The sequence below is a fragment of the Aeromonas sp. ZOR0001 genome, from assembly GCF_000801015.1.
Taxonomy (GTDB): domain Bacteria; phylum Pseudomonadota; class Gammaproteobacteria; order Enterobacterales; family Aeromonadaceae; genus Aeromonas; species Aeromonas veronii.
Genome location: NZ_JRJY01000120.1, coordinates 1 through 14735, shown reverse-complemented (window position 1 = coordinate 14735; position 14735 = coordinate 1). Strand labels below are relative to the sequence as shown.

At 56.0% G+C, this 14735-nt stretch carries 12 protein-coding genes; 9 read left to right on the top strand and 3 right to left on the bottom strand.

Annotated features, from left to right (window positions below; genetic code table 11):
* Positions 1-904: 904 nt before the first annotated feature.
* Positions 905-3886 carry a DEAD/DEAH box helicase gene (locus tag L972_RS15645; RefSeq protein WP_047439388.1) on the top strand — a complete coding sequence of 994 codons (2982 nt, stop codon included), beginning with the start codon at positions 905-907 and terminating at the stop codon, positions 3884-3886.
* Between the two features lie 608 nt (positions 3887-4494).
* On the opposite strand, the gene cysS is transcribed toward L972_RS15645, so the two are convergent.
* Positions 4495-5871: a cysteine--tRNA ligase gene (gene cysS, locus L972_RS15640; protein WP_019445081.1), complete on the bottom strand. Its 1377-nt coding sequence runs from the start codon at positions 5869-5871 to the stop codon at positions 4495-4497.
* A 212-nt stretch (positions 5872-6083) separates the two neighbouring features.
* On the opposite strand from cysS, the gene L972_RS15635 reads away from it, so the two are divergent.
* The 5 genes from L972_RS15635 to L972_RS15620 all read left to right on the top strand — a co-directional run bounded on the left by L972_RS15635 (position 6084) and on the right by L972_RS15620 (position 9021).
* Entirely contained in the window at positions 6084-6581 is a 498-nt protein-coding gene (locus L972_RS15635; protein WP_005337417.1) for a peptidylprolyl isomerase, read from the top strand.
* Entirely contained in the window at positions 6571-7386 is an 816-nt protein-coding gene (locus L972_RS15630) for a DUF4269 domain-containing protein (protein ID WP_047439385.1), read from the top strand. Before L972_RS15635 ends, L972_RS15630 begins: the two co-directional genes overlap by 11 nt.
* Complete coding sequence (gene lpxH, locus L972_RS15625) at positions 7364-8095, top strand: UDP-2,3-diacylglucosamine diphosphatase (RefSeq protein WP_047439383.1); 732 nt, start codon at positions 7364-7366, stop codon at positions 8093-8095. Before L972_RS15630 ends, lpxH begins: the two co-directional genes overlap by 23 nt.
* Before the next feature lie 253 nt (positions 8096-8348).
* Complete coding sequence (locus L972_RS21030) at positions 8349-8525, top strand: DUF3606 domain-containing protein (protein WP_019445078.1); 177 nt, start codon at positions 8349-8351, stop codon at positions 8523-8525.
* A gap of 247 nt (positions 8526-8772) precedes the next feature.
* Positions 8773-9021: a GlsB/YeaQ/YmgE family stress response membrane protein gene (locus L972_RS15620; protein ID WP_047439382.1), complete on the top strand. Its 249-nt coding sequence runs from the start codon at positions 8773-8775 to the stop codon at positions 9019-9021.
* A gap of 66 nt (positions 9022-9087) precedes the next feature.
* Here L972_RS15620 and L972_RS15615 read toward each other — a convergent pair whose 3' ends face one another.
* Together L972_RS15615 and tctD are read right to left on the bottom strand one after the other, a co-directional pair.
* On the bottom strand, positions 9088-10500 hold the full coding sequence (locus tag L972_RS15615; protein ID WP_047439380.1) for a sensor histidine kinase: 1413 nt from the start codon (positions 10498-10500) through the stop codon (positions 9088-9090).
* The gene (gene tctD / locus L972_RS15610) at positions 10487-11161 is read right to left on the bottom strand and encodes a transcriptional regulator TctD (RefSeq protein ID WP_047439378.1); all 675 of its coding nucleotides are present in this window, start codon (positions 11159-11161) and stop codon (positions 10487-10489) included. The genes L972_RS15615 and tctD overlap by 14 nt, the downstream gene beginning before the upstream one ends.
* A gap of 222 nt (positions 11162-11383) precedes the next feature.
* Here tctD and L972_RS15605 point away from each other — a divergent pair, with 222 nt between their 5' ends.
* Genes L972_RS15605 through L972_RS15595 form a run of 3 tightly spaced genes read left to right on the top strand, consistent with a single transcriptional unit; the run spans position 11384 to position 14355 of the window.
* Positions 11384-12370, top strand: a complete 987-nt coding sequence (locus L972_RS15605) for a Bug family tripartite tricarboxylate transporter substrate binding protein (RefSeq protein WP_047439376.1) — start codon at positions 11384-11386, stop codon at positions 12368-12370.
* 11 nt (positions 12371-12381) lie between these two features.
* Complete coding sequence (locus L972_RS15600; RefSeq protein WP_005350923.1) at positions 12382-12813, top strand: tripartite tricarboxylate transporter TctB family protein; 432 nt, start codon at positions 12382-12384, stop codon at positions 12811-12813.
* A 9-nt stretch (positions 12814-12822) separates the two neighbouring features.
* A complete protein-coding gene (locus L972_RS15595) occupies positions 12823-14355 on the top strand; it encodes a tripartite tricarboxylate transporter permease (protein WP_019445074.1) in 1533 nt (510 codons plus the stop codon).
* The last annotated feature ends 380 nt before the right edge of the window (positions 14356-14735 follow it).

Here is a 14735-nt window from a genome sequence, read left to right as displayed (position 1 = left end):
CGTCTTTGCCCTGCAACAGGGTATTGGCATGGCTTCGCCAGTAGGGTCGATTAGCGAAGCGTAATCGTCCGCGGTAACCGTCCCCTCTCCCCTTGTGGGAGAGGGTTAGGGTGAGGGGGTAGGTAACGTCTCTGCCCTGCAACAAGGTATTTGGCATGGCTTCGCCATGCAGAACGCGAGGACTCCGTCCTCGATGGGATTTCGCCGCCGCTACGCGGCTTGGCGAGTGACTTTTCTTTGCGTGGCCAAAAAAAAGTCACCAAAAGAAAGGCCACCCCCACTTGTTCGCCCTCCTGCGTCGGGTTCCCTCGGTTCAGGCAAAAGGTCTGGCGGAACGACGCAGACGGTACATCCCTGTACCGCCTGCGTCTGCGCCGTCGTCCATGACGGCGCTCCTGACCTTGTGCCCTCACCTCGGCAAACAACAGGGGGCAACACACCCAACGCGCCGCCCCGAGGCCGGTTAACAGGCGTAGGGTGCAACAAGCGCAGCGCATTGCACCGCGGTAACACACCCCAGCCTATTCGGGGCAAAGATCGGGCGGATTGTTAGCTCAGAGTCAGCCCCTCGCCCACCCCATGGCGAGATCAGATTGTCGCACCTACGCAACAAGTTTCATCGACATAGCTGCATAGGTGAAAAAATCATAGCGGGTATAGCTGCAAGCGGTAGATATCCCAATCGGGCAAGGGTTGTATATCGAAAGCCCGATAGTGAGTATTTCACCGTGATAACACCTTATTTCTCGAACGTCCGATTACGCTTCGCTAATCGAACCTACAGCCCTATGGCACAGCGAAGGTGTAGCACTATTGGGATCAGTTATTTAGTATCAAAACACCCACTTATTTAACTCTCAGTATTTATCGCCTAGGAAAATGCTCTCAGTCAATAGGAGGAAATATGACTTCACTACGTGTAACAACTGTAGGTAAGAGCACATTAAGTTATCACCCGCTAAAAGATATTATATATTCTCATGAAGATGTACTTACTTCATGGGAAAATAATTCATTCAACTTTATAGAGGAGCATGATGATGTTCTTGGCCTACGCCCACCACAAATAGGTGGTATATTCTCTGCACTTGGTTTTACGAAATCAGAGGAAAGGCACGCGGCAACAATAGTAATGCCAACAGGAACGGGGAAAACTGAAACAATTCTATCTATTGTAATTGCCGGAAAGTTCAGAAAAACATTAGTGATTGTGCCTTCAGATGCTTTACGTGAACAGATAAGAAATAAATTCCTACAGTTAGAACTACTCAGAAAGTTCAAACTAATAAATGATGAAACACACAACCCGATTGTTGCCACAATAAAGCACGGTGTTAAGAATAAAAATGAGCTAGATACCCTATTACAGGCAAATGTTATTGTAGCTTCAGCAGCCTCACTCTCTCTATTCTCTGAAGAATGTTTATCTGATCTAACTAATAAGTGCTCTAATCTGATTGTCGATGAAGCCCATCACATCACCGCTATGACTTGGTCAAAGATAAAAAACTACTTTAATGAAAAACATGTACTTCAGTTCACAGCGACCCCCTTCAGAACTGACCGAACTAAAATCGGCGGTAAGATAATTTTTAATTACTCGTTAAAAAAAGCTCAACAAGATGGTTATTTTAAACCAATAGAATTCCATCCTATTTGTGAGTTTATTGATGAAAATTCAGATTTGGAAATTGCAAAGAAGGCAGTGTCATTGCTCAGAAATGATTTAAAATCTAATCTCAACCATATAATGATGGCAAGGACTAGCACAATCGAAAGATCTGAAAAATTATTTAAAATATATTCAAAGGAGACCGACCTTTGCCCTGTAGTAATAAACAGCAAAACTAAAAAAAAGAAAGCTGTTTTAGAATCCATTAAAGCTGGAAAACATAAAATAATAATTTGTGTAGATATGTTAGGTGAGGGTTTTGATCTTCCTCAACTAAAAATATCTGCTTTACACGATCCACATAAAAGTATAAATATAACTCTGCAATTCACTGGTAGATTTACTAGAACAACACAAGACGTAGGCGATGCAAAGTTTGTTGCTAACATAGCAAACTCTAACATGAATAGTTGTTTGGAAGAACTTTATAGGGAAAATTCAGACTGGAATTCCATCATAAGCAATATCAGTTCAAGAAAAATACAAGATGAAAGGTCTTATCAAGATTTAAAATCAGAATTTTCAAACCCAGGAAAACTTCTAGATTTAGGTATAACTCCAACCATTAGCTCCACAATATATAAGATGAGCTTGGTTAAATGGACACCAAATAGGATTGTTGATTTTGGAAATAAATATTTTCAGGTGGTCGAGTCAAGTATTAATGATGAAAAAAACCTCCTTATGTTTTCAGTTAAAGCATACATTCCAGTTGCTTGGACAAGCTCAAAAGAATTTTTTGATGAATCATGGGATTTATACATTGCATATTACAATAAAGCACAAGGACTGCTTTATGTTCACTCATCTGCAAAAGATGGGTTAGTAAAACGCCTAGTTGATTTAATCGCTAAAAATGCATCACAAGTTCAAGGTGAATGTGTATTCAGGGCACTTGCGGGATTAAAGAGACTAAAACTTCAAAATGTTGGTCTGAATAAAAATAAAAGAGGGTTACGCTATTCAATGCATACCGGTACAGAAGTAAACGAACAAATACCTGACATTGAGGCGAATCGAGCTATAAAATCAAATATTTTTGGCAAGGGATATGAAAATGGAGCGCCTGTTAGTATTGGCTGCTCTTATAAGGGGAAAATATGGGCAATGGATAGTGACTCTCTCGATAAGTGGATAACATGGTGCAATAATATCGGCAGTAAAATACTGGATGATTCTATAGATACCAACCAAGTCATGAAAACGGCGATGCAGGCTGAAGAAATAGATAAGTATCCGAAACTTCAGCCCTTATCCGTAGAATGGCCCACTGAGTTACTTCGAAAAGACGAACTAAAAATTAATATCAAAACTACAACATGGGAAGGTAGCCTGATGCTATGTGAGTTACTTTTCTCAAAGTTCATTGATGACAATAAAGGATTCGAGATAAAACTAAAAACAGAACACAATGAAAGCTTCATAAGTGCACATATTCATAGTAAGGGAGAGGTCGTTTTTAGCTCTCAAGATGAGCTCTCCATAAAAATCAATGAAAATGAAATTAAACTTACTGAGTACTTTAATTCCTATCCACCTGTTATATTTATGTCTGACACATCGATAATAGATGGCGGACTTAGATATTATTCTAATGAACAATATGCCTACCCATATAGCAAAAACAATATTGAAGACTGGGATTGGTCAGGCATTGATATATCTATTGAATCTCAGACTCCAAGCAAGATAGAAAACTCCATCCAGTACCACACAATTAAAAAGATAATAAATAAGTACGATTTTGTTTTTGATGATGATGGTGCTGGAGAAGTTGCCGATATCGTTGCTATAAAAAACACTGATGATACAGAGCTAACGATAGATATATATCACTGTAAATATTGTACTAAAAGCAATGGGGTGGCAAAGCCGGGTGCAAGAGTTGATGATGTTTATCAAGTGGCCGGCCAAGCGGCAAAAAGTATAAAATGGTTTGGAAATAAAGAAGAATTAATTCTTAGATTAATATCACGTGAAAAACTAAGATTAAAAAACAAGAAAGCATCAAGAATAGAAAAAGGCAATTTAAAAAATCTATATACGCTAGCAAGAATTGCCAGATATGCCACTTTCAAATGCGGTATCACCATTGTTCAACCAGCAATCTCAAAAGCTGAAGTGTCCGATGATCAGTTGTCGATATTGGGAGCAACATCTTCTTATATCGATGAGGTAAGTGGTATTAAACTTAGAGTTATTACAAGCAAATAACTTTTCTCAATCAAGCAATTAGAAATCCACGACTAGTACAGTGGCTTTACCTACCCCTAGTTATTTCGTGAAATTTTTATTATTTTCAAATTAACTAGAATTAAGCAACGAGCACTTCGTAAAACAATAAATACAAACTACAGGGTGATAGCCCTACAGGCAGACACGGTATTGGTTCCCCCTGCAAACCGCCGATTCGAGTTCAACAGGTCAGGAGCGCCATCAGGGATGGTAGTGCAGCCGCAACCGACATAGGGGCCAAATCGGATCAGGGCGAGCACTGCTCGCCCCCGATTTGGCGCGAGAACAAGGATGTTCGAAGCGGGCTTTGGCCGAAGCCATGGATGGAGTAGGCCAAAGTGCCGTCTGCGGCGCTTCGTCCTATACGTTGGACGGCATTCAGCTGAGGAATGACGTTAGCCCCCCTCACCCTAGCCCTCTCCCGCAAGGGGAGAGGGGATCAGAGCGCAGGCCACCGAGGCTTAAGCAGATCGCAGAGGCTTAAGAGGTGTCGAGGGAAGAGACACAAACAAAAACCGCAGCCCAAGGGCTGCGGTTTTTTATTAGCTCAACCTGTTGGCACCAGACGCCAACAAGGCCCACCGACCTTAGGCACGGCGCCAGCTGGTCTTGCCGGCGCTGTCTTCCAGCACGATACCCATCTCGGTGAGACGGTTGCGGGCGGCATCCGCCGCGGCCCAGTTCTTGTCGGCACGGGCCTGATTGCGCTCGGCGATCAGGCGCTCGATTTCGGCAACCTCTTCATCCGCTTCGTCACCCTTCAAGAAAGCTTCGGGGTCTTGCTGCAGGATGCCGAGCACGGCGCCCAGCTCGCGCAGACGGGCGCCCAGCGCGGCGGCAACGGCCATGTCTTCACCCTTCTGGCGGTTGATCTCTCGCACCAGATCAAACAGGGCGGAGTAGGCTTCCGGGGTGTTGAAGTCGTCGTCCATCGCTTCCTTGAAGCGCGCCACCTGCTCGTCGCCACCGGCAGCGGCGGCTACCGGCAGATCGCGCAGGGCGGTGTACATGCGCTCCAGCGCGGCGCGGGCTTGCTTCAGGTTATCTTCCGAGTAGTTGAGCTGGCTGCGGTAGTGGCCAGACATCAGGAAGTAACGGACGGTTTCGGCGTCGTAGTGGGCCAGCACGTCACGAATGGTGAAGAAGTTGCCAAGGGATTTGGACATCTTCTCTTTATCCACCATCACCATGCCGCTGTGCATCCAGGTGTTGACGTAGTCGCCACCGTGGGCGCAGCAGGACTGGGCGATCTCGTTCTCGTGGTGCGGGAACTGCAGATCGGAGCCGCCGCCGTGGATGTCGAAGTGGTTGCCAAGGTGCTTGGAGTTCATGGCGGAGCACTCGATGTGCCAGCCAGGACGGCCCGGGCCCCAGGGGCTTTCCCAGGTCGGCTCGCCGGGCTTGGACATCTTCCACAGCACGAAGTCGAGCGGGTTGCGCTTGGCATCGACCACGTCAACGCGGGCACCGGCTTGCAGCTGCTCCAGATCCTGGCCGGAGAGCTTGCCGTAGTCGGCGTAGGATTCGACGATAAACATCACATCGCCGTTATCCGCCACATAGGCGTGCTCTTTTTCCAGCAGGGATTGCACCAGCTCGATGATCTCTTCGATGTGCTGGGTAGCGCGCGGTTCGATATCCGGGCGCACCATGCCGAGGGCGTCGAAGTCGGCGTGCATGTCGCCAATCAGACGCTCGGTCAGCTCGTCGCAGGTGACGCGGGTTTCAGCGGCGCGCTTGATGATCTTGTCATCCACGTCGGTGATGTTGCGCACGTAGGTGAGGTCGTAACCGGCGTAACGCAGGTAGCGAGCCACCACATCAAAGGCGACGAAGGTGCGGCCGTGGCCGATATGACAGTGATCGTAGATGGTGACACCACACACATACATGCCCACCTTGCCCGGGTGGATAGGTTTGAATTCTTCTTTTTGACGAGTGAGTGTGTTGTATATCTTCAGCATCTTCTAACCACTGCCTGTGAGTAAAATGGTTGGTCATAATACCCCGTTCAGGGGCAGAAAACGAGGCAGAAAAGCGGGCCAATCCCGCCTGCCAGCACGGTTACGGCGCCTGAGAGACTATGCCGCCAGCCCCTGATGGGCTAGAATTGCCACCACTTTATGCCATACACCTGCGGGCACTTCGTCGTCCGCATCAAATGAAAGGACATATCATGGTCACTCTGCACACCAATCACGGCGACATCACCCTCACCCTGAACGCTGAAAAAGCCCCGGAAACCGTGGCCAACTTCCTGCAATACTGCCGTGACGGTCACTACGACAACACCATTTTCCACCGCGTCATCGACGGCTTCATGATCCAGGGCGGCGGCTATGCCCCGGGCTTTGAAGAGAAAGACACTCGCGCTCCCATCAAGAACGAAGCGGCCAATGGTCTGTCCAACAAGATCGGCACCATCGCCATGGCCCGCACCATGGAGCCGCACTCTGCCAGCGCCCAGTTCTTCATCAACGTGAACAATAACGACTTCCTCGACTTCAAATCCGCTACCACCCAGGGTTTCGGCTACTGCGTATTCGGTGAAGTGACTGCCGGTATGGACGTGGTCAACAAGATCAAGGGCGTCAAGACCGGTAACTACGGCCGCATCCATCAGGACGTGCCGGTAGAAGACGTGGTGATCACCAAGGTGACCCTTGCTGACTGATCTCTGCCGACTCGGCACTGACAAAACTGCGGCCCCGGCCGCAGTTTTTCCATCTGCCTCCCCCACTGCCAGCCCAAACTGGCGCCGCCTCGACTATCTGGCCCACGGCAACCCGCGCCAGCGCTCGGCCCATGTCCTGCTCACCGCCGGTGTGTGGGATGAGCTGGCCACGCAGTGCAGCGATATGGCGCTGGTGAGCACGCTCGCCATCGGCCTCGATCGGCCGGGCAGCGATCTCGATATTCTCTGCCAGCATGCTGATCCGGCTGCGTTTGCCGCTACTTTTGCAGAGCAAGGCTGGCAGGCGAGCGACAAGGGCGACAATATCTGGCTGCTGGAGCGCACCTTTTCCTGTCTCGACCAGAGCTGTGCTGTTAGCGGTTGCGATAACCGCATCACCAACTGGCCGCTGGAGCTCTATGTCACCCCCGCCCCCATCGAGACGCTGAACGGCTGGCGCCACCTCACTCTGATGGCCGCGTTGCTCGAGCGGTTTGGCGATGCTTTCTACCGCGAAGTGCTGCGTCTGCGCCTTGAAGAGGGATTGAAAGGGGAAGCGGCCATGTGCCGGTTGCTGGGTCTGGCGGGCGATCCTTACGTCGCCCTGCTGACGCTGGAGGGGCGCAATCTGGCCGAGCTGTCATGGCAGCCGCCATCCCGTGACGATATCCATACCTTAACTGGCGCGATGGCGCCCGCAGCGCACTATTCGTCCCCCGTTGTTTCTACTACCTCTGCCACCCCTGTTTGCCCTGTTTCGACCGAGAGCCCGACCCCACATCATGAGCACCCTCTTTATCAGTGACATTCACCTCTCTGCCCAGCGGCCCGATATGACCGCGGCACTGGTGCGCTTTCTCGAGCACGACGCCCCCGGCGCCGATGCCCTCTATGTGCTGGGGGATCTCTTCGAATTCTGGATTGGCGACGATGACCCCAATCCGCTCCATCAGCAGATGGCCGACGCTTTTCTGGCCCTGAGCCAGCAGAACGTGCCCATCTACTTTATCCACGGCAACCGCGACTTTCTGCTGGGCCAGCAGTTTGCCAAGCTCGCGGGGATGACATTGCTGGGTGACCCTTGCGTCATCGACCTCTATGGGGAGCGGGTGGTGCTGAGCCACGGCGATCTGCTCTGCACCCTGGATGAGGGGTATCAGAAGTTTCGCCGCATCACCCAGCTCAAGTGGCTGCGCTGGCTCTTTTTGCGACTGCCGCTCGCCCGCCGTCAGGCCATCGCCTGCAAGATGCGCGGCCAAAGCCAGATGGAAAATGCCCACAAGAGCCAGATCATCATGGATGTGACGCCCGCGGCGGTGGACGACACCCTGCGCGCCCACGACTGCCGGATGATGATCCACGGCCACACCCACAGACCCGCCATCCACGACTTCACCCTCGATGGCCACCCCGCCCGCCGCATCGTGCTGGGGGACTGGTTCGAGCAAGGCTCGGTGCTGATCTGCCGCCCTGGCGAGCAGAGGCTGGAAATGCGGGCGCTGGCAGAGGCTTGATAGCCCGCAGTCCGGTTGACCACCAAGCGCCGGCCCCCATCACTCCCCATCGTTCGCGCCGTCCGATTCACTGCCCATCAGGCGCGAGCGAATAAGTGGTGATCGCTCACAGATCAGCAAAGCAAACCTGCACTCCTCCTTCAGGCCCCGGGTTGTGTGAACCCCGTCACCTTGCCCCTTGCCAATTGAGAGGATGATGGCGCTCAGGCAGAAATGTCTTTCTCGCCAACTATTTCAACAAGTTGAGGTTTGTATGCCTGACAGCAATGCGGTCGCTCACCCGTTCGATGCCAAGAAGATCAATGTCAACGATCCCTATGAGATGAAGCAGTGGATCAAAATGTTCGAGTGCACCGAAGTCCAGCTGAAACGGGCGGTCAAGGCAGTCGGCACCTCAGGCAAGGCGATCAGAAAACACCTCAAGAAGTGAGGGCACAACCCCGTCACAAACCCGGCCCCGCTTGCGGGGCTTTTCTCATTTTGGCCTTTACGTGGGCCATCCCCGCCCCTGTTTGGCGGCGCACATACCGCCTTTCAACCGCTCATAACCGGACTGTGCAGCCCGACCAGCGCCGGCCGCCGTCCGACAGCTTGTGACCAGCCAGCACCGTCTGGCCCTTCGCATCCCGGCATCCCTGCCTATAATGCGGGCTCAAACACACAGAGAGGATTAATCCATGGGCTTTATCAGCTGGATCGTATTGGGACTGTTGGTGGGTATTCTGGCGAAGTGGATCATGCCGGGCCGCGATGGCGGTGGCTTCTTCATGACCGCCCTGCTGGGGATTGTCGGTGCCATGGTTGGCGGCTATGTGGGTACCCTGCTGGGGCTGGGCTCGGTGACCGGTTTAAATATCCCGAGCATCGCGCTGGCGACCGTGGGTGCCCTTATCGTCCTGTTTGTCTTCAACAAGATCCGCAGCTGACCCCCAACGCCATCTATGTGTAGATAAACAGGGCACCGCGAGGTGCCCTCTCTTTTTTTATCGCCCTCACGATGTTGCCAGCGGCAAGATCAGCCTCACCTGCAAGCCCCCCAGCTGGGTCGCTGGCAGCAACACCACTTCGCCGTGGTGGTAGTGGGCGATATCGCGCACCAGCGCCAGACCCAGCCCCGCTCCCGGCTGTTCGCTCCCCTGCTCGAGGCGCTGGAACGGCTGCCAGACTCGCTCCGCCAACTCGGGGGCGATGCCGGGGCCGCTATCCTCCACCTCCAGCCAGATCTGCCCGTTGCTTCGCACCACCCGCGCCGTCACAGTGCCGTGGGGTGGGGTGTATTTGATGGCGTTGTCGAGCAGGTTGGCGCACAGTTCCCCGAGCAGCAGCGGCTCCCCCGCCACCATGATGGCGGACTCCTCCCCCTCGTAACCGAGATCGATCCCCTTGCTGCGGGCCTGCGCCAACCGTGACAGACAGGCCTGCTGCACCAGCGCCGTCAACTCCATGGGCTCACGCTGGCGCAGCCCGGAGCACTCGTCCGATTTGAGTCGCGCCAGCAGCAGGAGCCGCTCGGTCAGGGCGATGGTGTGATCGAGCCGTACGGCCATGGCATCGAGACTTTCGCTCATCAGGGCCGGATCGCCACTGCCGCGCGCCACCTCAACTTGGGTTTTCAAAATGGTGAGCGGCGTGCGCAGCTGATGAGCGGCATCGGCGCTAAAGCGCTCCTGCCGGGCCACCAGCTGGCGCAATCGGGCCAGCTGGCGGTTGAACGCCTGCACCAGCGGCCGGGTCTCCTGCCAGGGGAGCAGGTCGGGCAAGGGTGCAAGATTGGCGGCGTCGCGGCGCAGGATCTCCCGCGACAGGCGCCGCATCGGGGTGAGCAGCCGTTTGAGCAACAGATAGGCGAGCAACAGGGTGAGCACCACCAGCGCCCCCTGGGTCAACAGGGCCGACCAAAGCAGTTGCTCCGCCAGCTGCTGGCGACCGAGCAGGGTTTCCGCCACCGTGATGCGGGCCATGCCGTTGACGCCCCCCTCGCCTACCGGTTGCAGCAGCATCACGGCACGGATCGGCGCCTCCTGATAGAGCCCGTCGTAGAAGTAGGCGAGCGCCGGATAGCGGTCGGTCAGCGGCGTGCCGTCCGGCATGGGGGGCAGGTCGTCAAAGCCGGAGATGACCCTATCGTCGATGCCGCGCACCTGATAGAAAAGGCGATCGCGCATGTTGCGCTCGAAGCTGTCGAGCACCACGTAGGGCACATCCACCTTGAGGCTGCCCTCGGCCGCCGTCAGCCGCTCGGCGACGGTGCGGGCAGAGGCGAGCAGGGTGCGATCATAGGCCGAGGTGGCCGCCGCCAGCGCGCCGTAGTAGCTGTACCAGGCCGAGGCGGCCCAGAGGATCAGCAAGGGGCCCCCCAGAAACAGCAGCAGTTGATGGAGCAGGGAGCGGCTAATGGGAGGCATCCGGCGCCGCTTCCAGCAGATAGCCCAGCCCGCGCAGTGTGGTGATCACCACCCCGCTGCCCACCAGCTTTTTGCGCAACCGGTGGATATAGAGATCGATGCTGTCGAGCCCTACCTCGTCATCGAGGTTGAACACCTGCTCGAACAGCTGCCCCTTGGCGACCGGCCGCCCGTGGCGATACATCAGCGCGGTCAGCAGCGCCTGCTCACGCGGAGTCAGGGCAAGGCGGGCATCGGCCAGCAGAAAATAGCCGTCGGGGTGCAGGGTCAGGCGCCCCAGCCGCAGCTCGGCACCGCCGCTTTCGCTGCGTCGCAGCAGGGCCCGCAGCCGGGCATCCAGCTCCCCCAGATCGAACGGCTTGGCCAGATAGTCATCGGCTCCCGCATTGAGGCCGCAGATCCGCTCCTCCACCGCGCCGCGGGCGGTGAGCAGCAGCACCGGCACCCCCTGCCCCCGACTGCGCAACCGGCCGAGTACCGCCAGCCCGTCGAGCTTGGGCATCTCGATATCGAGCACCGCCAGCGCGTACTGTTCGTGGCGCAGCAGGTGATCAGCCTGGACACCGTCAGCCACCCAATCCACCGCGAAACCGGCGCTGGTGAGTGCCCGCGACAGCCAATGGGCCAGTTCGTGATTATCTTCTGCCAACAGCAAGCGCATCCCTCTCCCCTTGTGCCTAACCACGGCATTCAGCCGCACTGCTTCAACAGCATCCCTTCGTCACTGCCAGTGCAGGAGAAGGTGCGATCAGGGTCACACTCCCGGCTCTTGGTCAGCGATTGAAAGGTGAATGAAAGGTTGTTGTTTTAACAATTTCGCATCACTTCGTCTATCGACGGAGTCACACCCAGGAAAAACAACGACAAGATGGAGCACACAACCATGAAGCAACGCAAACGTCATGCCCTCGCCCTGCTGACCCTGCTCGGCGCCCTGCCACTGCAGGCGGCCGAAAGTGCCACGACCCCGAGCCGTACCGAATGTATCGCACCGGCCAAACCGGGCGGTGGTTTCGATCTCACCTGCAAGTTGCTGCAGGTGAGCCTGCAGGAGACCGGCACCATCGACAAGCCGATGCGGGTCACCTACATGCCGGGCGGGGTCGGCGCCGTGGCCTACAACGCCATCGTGGCCCAGCGCCCTGCCGAGGCGGGTACCGTGGTCGCCTTCTCCGGTGGCTCCCTGCTCAACCTCTCACAGGGCAAATTTGGCCGTTACGGGGTGGACGATGTGCGCTGGCTGGCGGCGGTGGGGACCGATTACGGCATGATCGCGGTGCGCCACGATGCCCCCTATCAGAACCTCAAGGAGCTGGTGAGCGCCATGGAGCGCGATCCCAACAGCGTGGTGATCGGCGCGGGTGCCTCCATCGGCAGTCAGGACTGGATGAAGACGGCGCTGCTGGCCAAACAGGCCGGGGTTGACCCCCACAAGATGCGCTACGTCGCCTTTGAAGGAGGTGGCGAGCCGGTCACCGCGCTGCTTGGCAACCATGTGCAGGCGGTCTCCGGCGATCTGAGCGAGATGGTGCCCTATATCGGCGGCGACAAGCTGCGGGTGCTGGCGGTGTTCTCTGCCGAGCGGCTGCCCGGCAAGCTGGCCACCATCCCCACCGCCAAGGAGCAGGGTTATGACCTTGTGTGGCCGGTGATCCGCGGCTTCTATGTCGGCCCCAAGGTGAGCGACAGCGAATACCAGTGGTGGAAGCAGACCTTCGATCAGTTGGTGAAGACCGACACCTTCAAGGCGCAGCGGGATCTGCGCGGCCTGTTCGAGTTTGACCTCACCGGCGAGGCCCTCGACAGCTACGTCAAGGAGCAGGTAGCGCAATATCGCGAGCAGGCCAAAGCCTTCGGTCTGGCCAAATAGGAGCAGCAGCCATGAGCGATCGCATCTTCGCCGCCATCTGGCTGCTGCTCTGTCTGGCTGGCGCCGCCATCGCCTGGCAGATCCAGAGCGAATACAGCTATGAGCCGCTGGGGCCGCGCCCCTTCCCGCTCGGCATCATCGGCCTGATGGCGCTTTGCGCCCTGTTGCTGCTGCGCCGCCAGCCGGACACCGTCAGCTGGCCGCCGCTGCGTACCCTGCGCCACCTCGCCATCATGGTGGTGGCGCTGGCCGGGTACGGTGCCAGCTTCGAGTGGCTGGGCTTTCCGCTGGCCACCACCCTGCTCACCTTTGTTCTGGGGCGCCTGTTTGGCGCCTCTGCCAAAGCCGCCCTGCTCTCCGGCGTTGTCGGCGGTCTGGTGCTCTATCTCGCCTTCGACCGGCTGCTGGATGTCACCCTGCCCCTCGGCGTCTGGTTCTCTTAAGGAGTCAATATGGATACCTGGATGTACCTATCCCAGGGCTTTGCGGTGGCACTCACCCCGGAGAATCTGGTGATTGCCCTGATCGGCTGCTTTGTCGGCACCGTAGTCGGTCTGCTGCCGGGCCTTGGTCCCATCAACGGGGTCGCCATCCTGTTGCCGCTGGCTTTTGCCCTGAAACTGCCCCCCGAATCGGCGCTCATTCTGCTCGCCACCGTCTACATAGGTTGCGAGTATGGCGGGCGGATCTCCTCGATCCTGCTCAACGTGCCGGGGGATGCCGCCGCCATCATGACCGCGCTGGATGGCTACCCCATGGCCCAGCAGGGCAAGGCGGGCGTGGCCCTCTCCATCTCGGCGGTCAGCTCCTTTGTCGGCTCCATGCTCGCCATCGGCGGCATCATACTGTTCGCCCCGGCGCTGGCGCGCTGGTCCCTCGCCTTCGGCCCGGCGGAGTATTTCGCCCTGATGGTGTTCGCCATCGCCTGCCTTGGCAGCATGATGAGCCAAAACCCGCTCAAATCCTTTATGGCGGCGCTGATTGGGCTGGGGCTCGCCACCGTCGGGGTGGATGCCAACACTGGCGTCTATCGCTTTACCTTCGACAGCGTTCACCTCTCGGACGGGGTGCAGTTTATCGTGGTGGTGATCGGCCTCTTCTCGGTGAGCGAGATCCTGCTGATGCTGGAGCACACCAGTGGCGGCGGCAAGCTGGTGCGCACCACCGGGCGGATGCTGTTCAACTTCAAGGAGCTGGTCCATTGCACCGGCACCATGTTGCGCTCATCCACCATCGGCTTCTTCGTCGGCATTCTGCCCGGCGCCGGTGCCACCATCGCCAGTGCCATCACCTACATGACCGAGAAGCGCCTGGCGGGGCCGAATGCCAAATTCGGCGAAGGGGACATTCGCGGCGTTGCCGCACCGGAGGCGGCCAACAACGCCTCAGCCTGCGGCTCCTTTATCCCCATGCTGACACTGGGAGTGCCGGGGTCGGGTACCACAGCAGTGATGATGGGGGCGCTGACCCTCTATAACATCACCCCCGGCCCCACCATGTTCACCGAACAGCCCGATGTGGTGTGGGGACTGATCGCCGCCCTCTTGCTGGCCAACGTCATGCTGCTGGTGATGAACATCCCCATGGTGGGGCTCTTTACCCGCATGCTCTCCATCCCGCTCTGGTTTTTGGTGCCCGCCATCGCCAGCGTCTCGGCGGTGGGAGTCTATGCGGTGCACAGCACCACCTTCGACCTGTTGCTGATGGTGGCCCTCGGGGTCTTTGGCTACCTGCTGCGCAAGATGCACTTCCCCATGTCACCGCTCATCCTGGGCTTCGTGCTGGGTGAAATGCTGGAGCAGAACCTGCGCCGCGCCCTCTCCATCAGCAATGGCGACACCGCCATCCTGTGGAGCAGCGGCATCAGCCAGACCCTGCTGGTACTGGCCATTGCAGTGATCACCCTACCCCCGCTGGTACGCCTGCTGCGCCGCCGCAAAGCCGATCCGCTGATCCCGGACGCCCGCCCGGAGCAGGGAGCCTGATCCGATAAGAAAGATGACGTGACATATTGATATAAAAGGGCGAGACCTGAACGATCTCGCCCTTTTTAACAGACCGCATCCATCTGTCACTAACGTTATAAAAACACCCAATATATCAACGCTAATCGCCCCGCGTTCTCTGACACTTCAAGAGCCTCAAACTGACGTCATTCAGCAGGTCTTATGAGCAAGCCGCTACGTGACAAGGAAATATTCAGACTGGCCGCTGTATCCCTTGTTCTCGATCTGTATTCCCCACCGAGTCAGGGGGTGGCAAGCCTGATAGTGAGCTTGAACTGGCAATTAAACGCCGGAGGCTCTACCGGACAGCACCTGTTTGGATGGTAATCCCCCCGAAAAACTGAGGTGCTCATAAGTAG

Bases quoted from the DNA above. Each gene is read 5' to 3' on its own strand.
- L972_RS15645 (WP_047439388.1), top strand. From the start codon at position 905: ATGACTTCACTACGTGTAACAACTGTAGGTAAGAGCACATTAAGTTAT.
- cysS (WP_019445081.1), bottom strand. From the start codon at position 5,871: ATGCTGAAGATATACAACACACTCACTCGTCAAAAAGAAGAATTCAAA.
- L972_RS15635 (WP_005337417.1), top strand. From the start codon at position 6,084: ATGGTCACTCTGCACACCAATCACGGCGACATCACCCTCACCCTGAAC.
- lpxH (WP_047439383.1), top strand. From the start codon at position 7,364: ATGAGCACCCTCTTTATCAGTGACATTCACCTCTCTGCCCAGCGGCCC.
- L972_RS21030 (WP_019445078.1), top strand. From the start codon at position 8,349: ATGCCTGACAGCAATGCGGTCGCTCACCCGTTCGATGCCAAGAAGATC.
- L972_RS15620 (WP_047439382.1), top strand. From the start codon at position 8,773: ATGGGCTTTATCAGCTGGATCGTATTGGGACTGTTGGTGGGTATTCTG.
- L972_RS15615 (WP_047439380.1), bottom strand. From the start codon at position 10,500: ATGCCTCCCATTAGCCGCTCCCTGCTCCATCAACTGCTGCTGTTTCTG.
- tctD (WP_047439378.1), bottom strand. From the start codon at position 11,161: ATGCGCTTGCTGTTGGCAGAAGATAATCACGAACTGGCCCATTGGCTG.
- L972_RS15605 (WP_047439376.1), top strand. From the start codon at position 11,384: ATGAAGCAACGCAAACGTCATGCCCTCGCCCTGCTGACCCTGCTCGGC.
- L972_RS15600 (WP_005350923.1), top strand. From the start codon at position 12,382: ATGAGCGATCGCATCTTCGCCGCCATCTGGCTGCTGCTCTGTCTGGCT.
- L972_RS15595 (WP_019445074.1), top strand. From the start codon at position 12,823: ATGGATACCTGGATGTACCTATCCCAGGGCTTTGCGGTGGCACTCACC.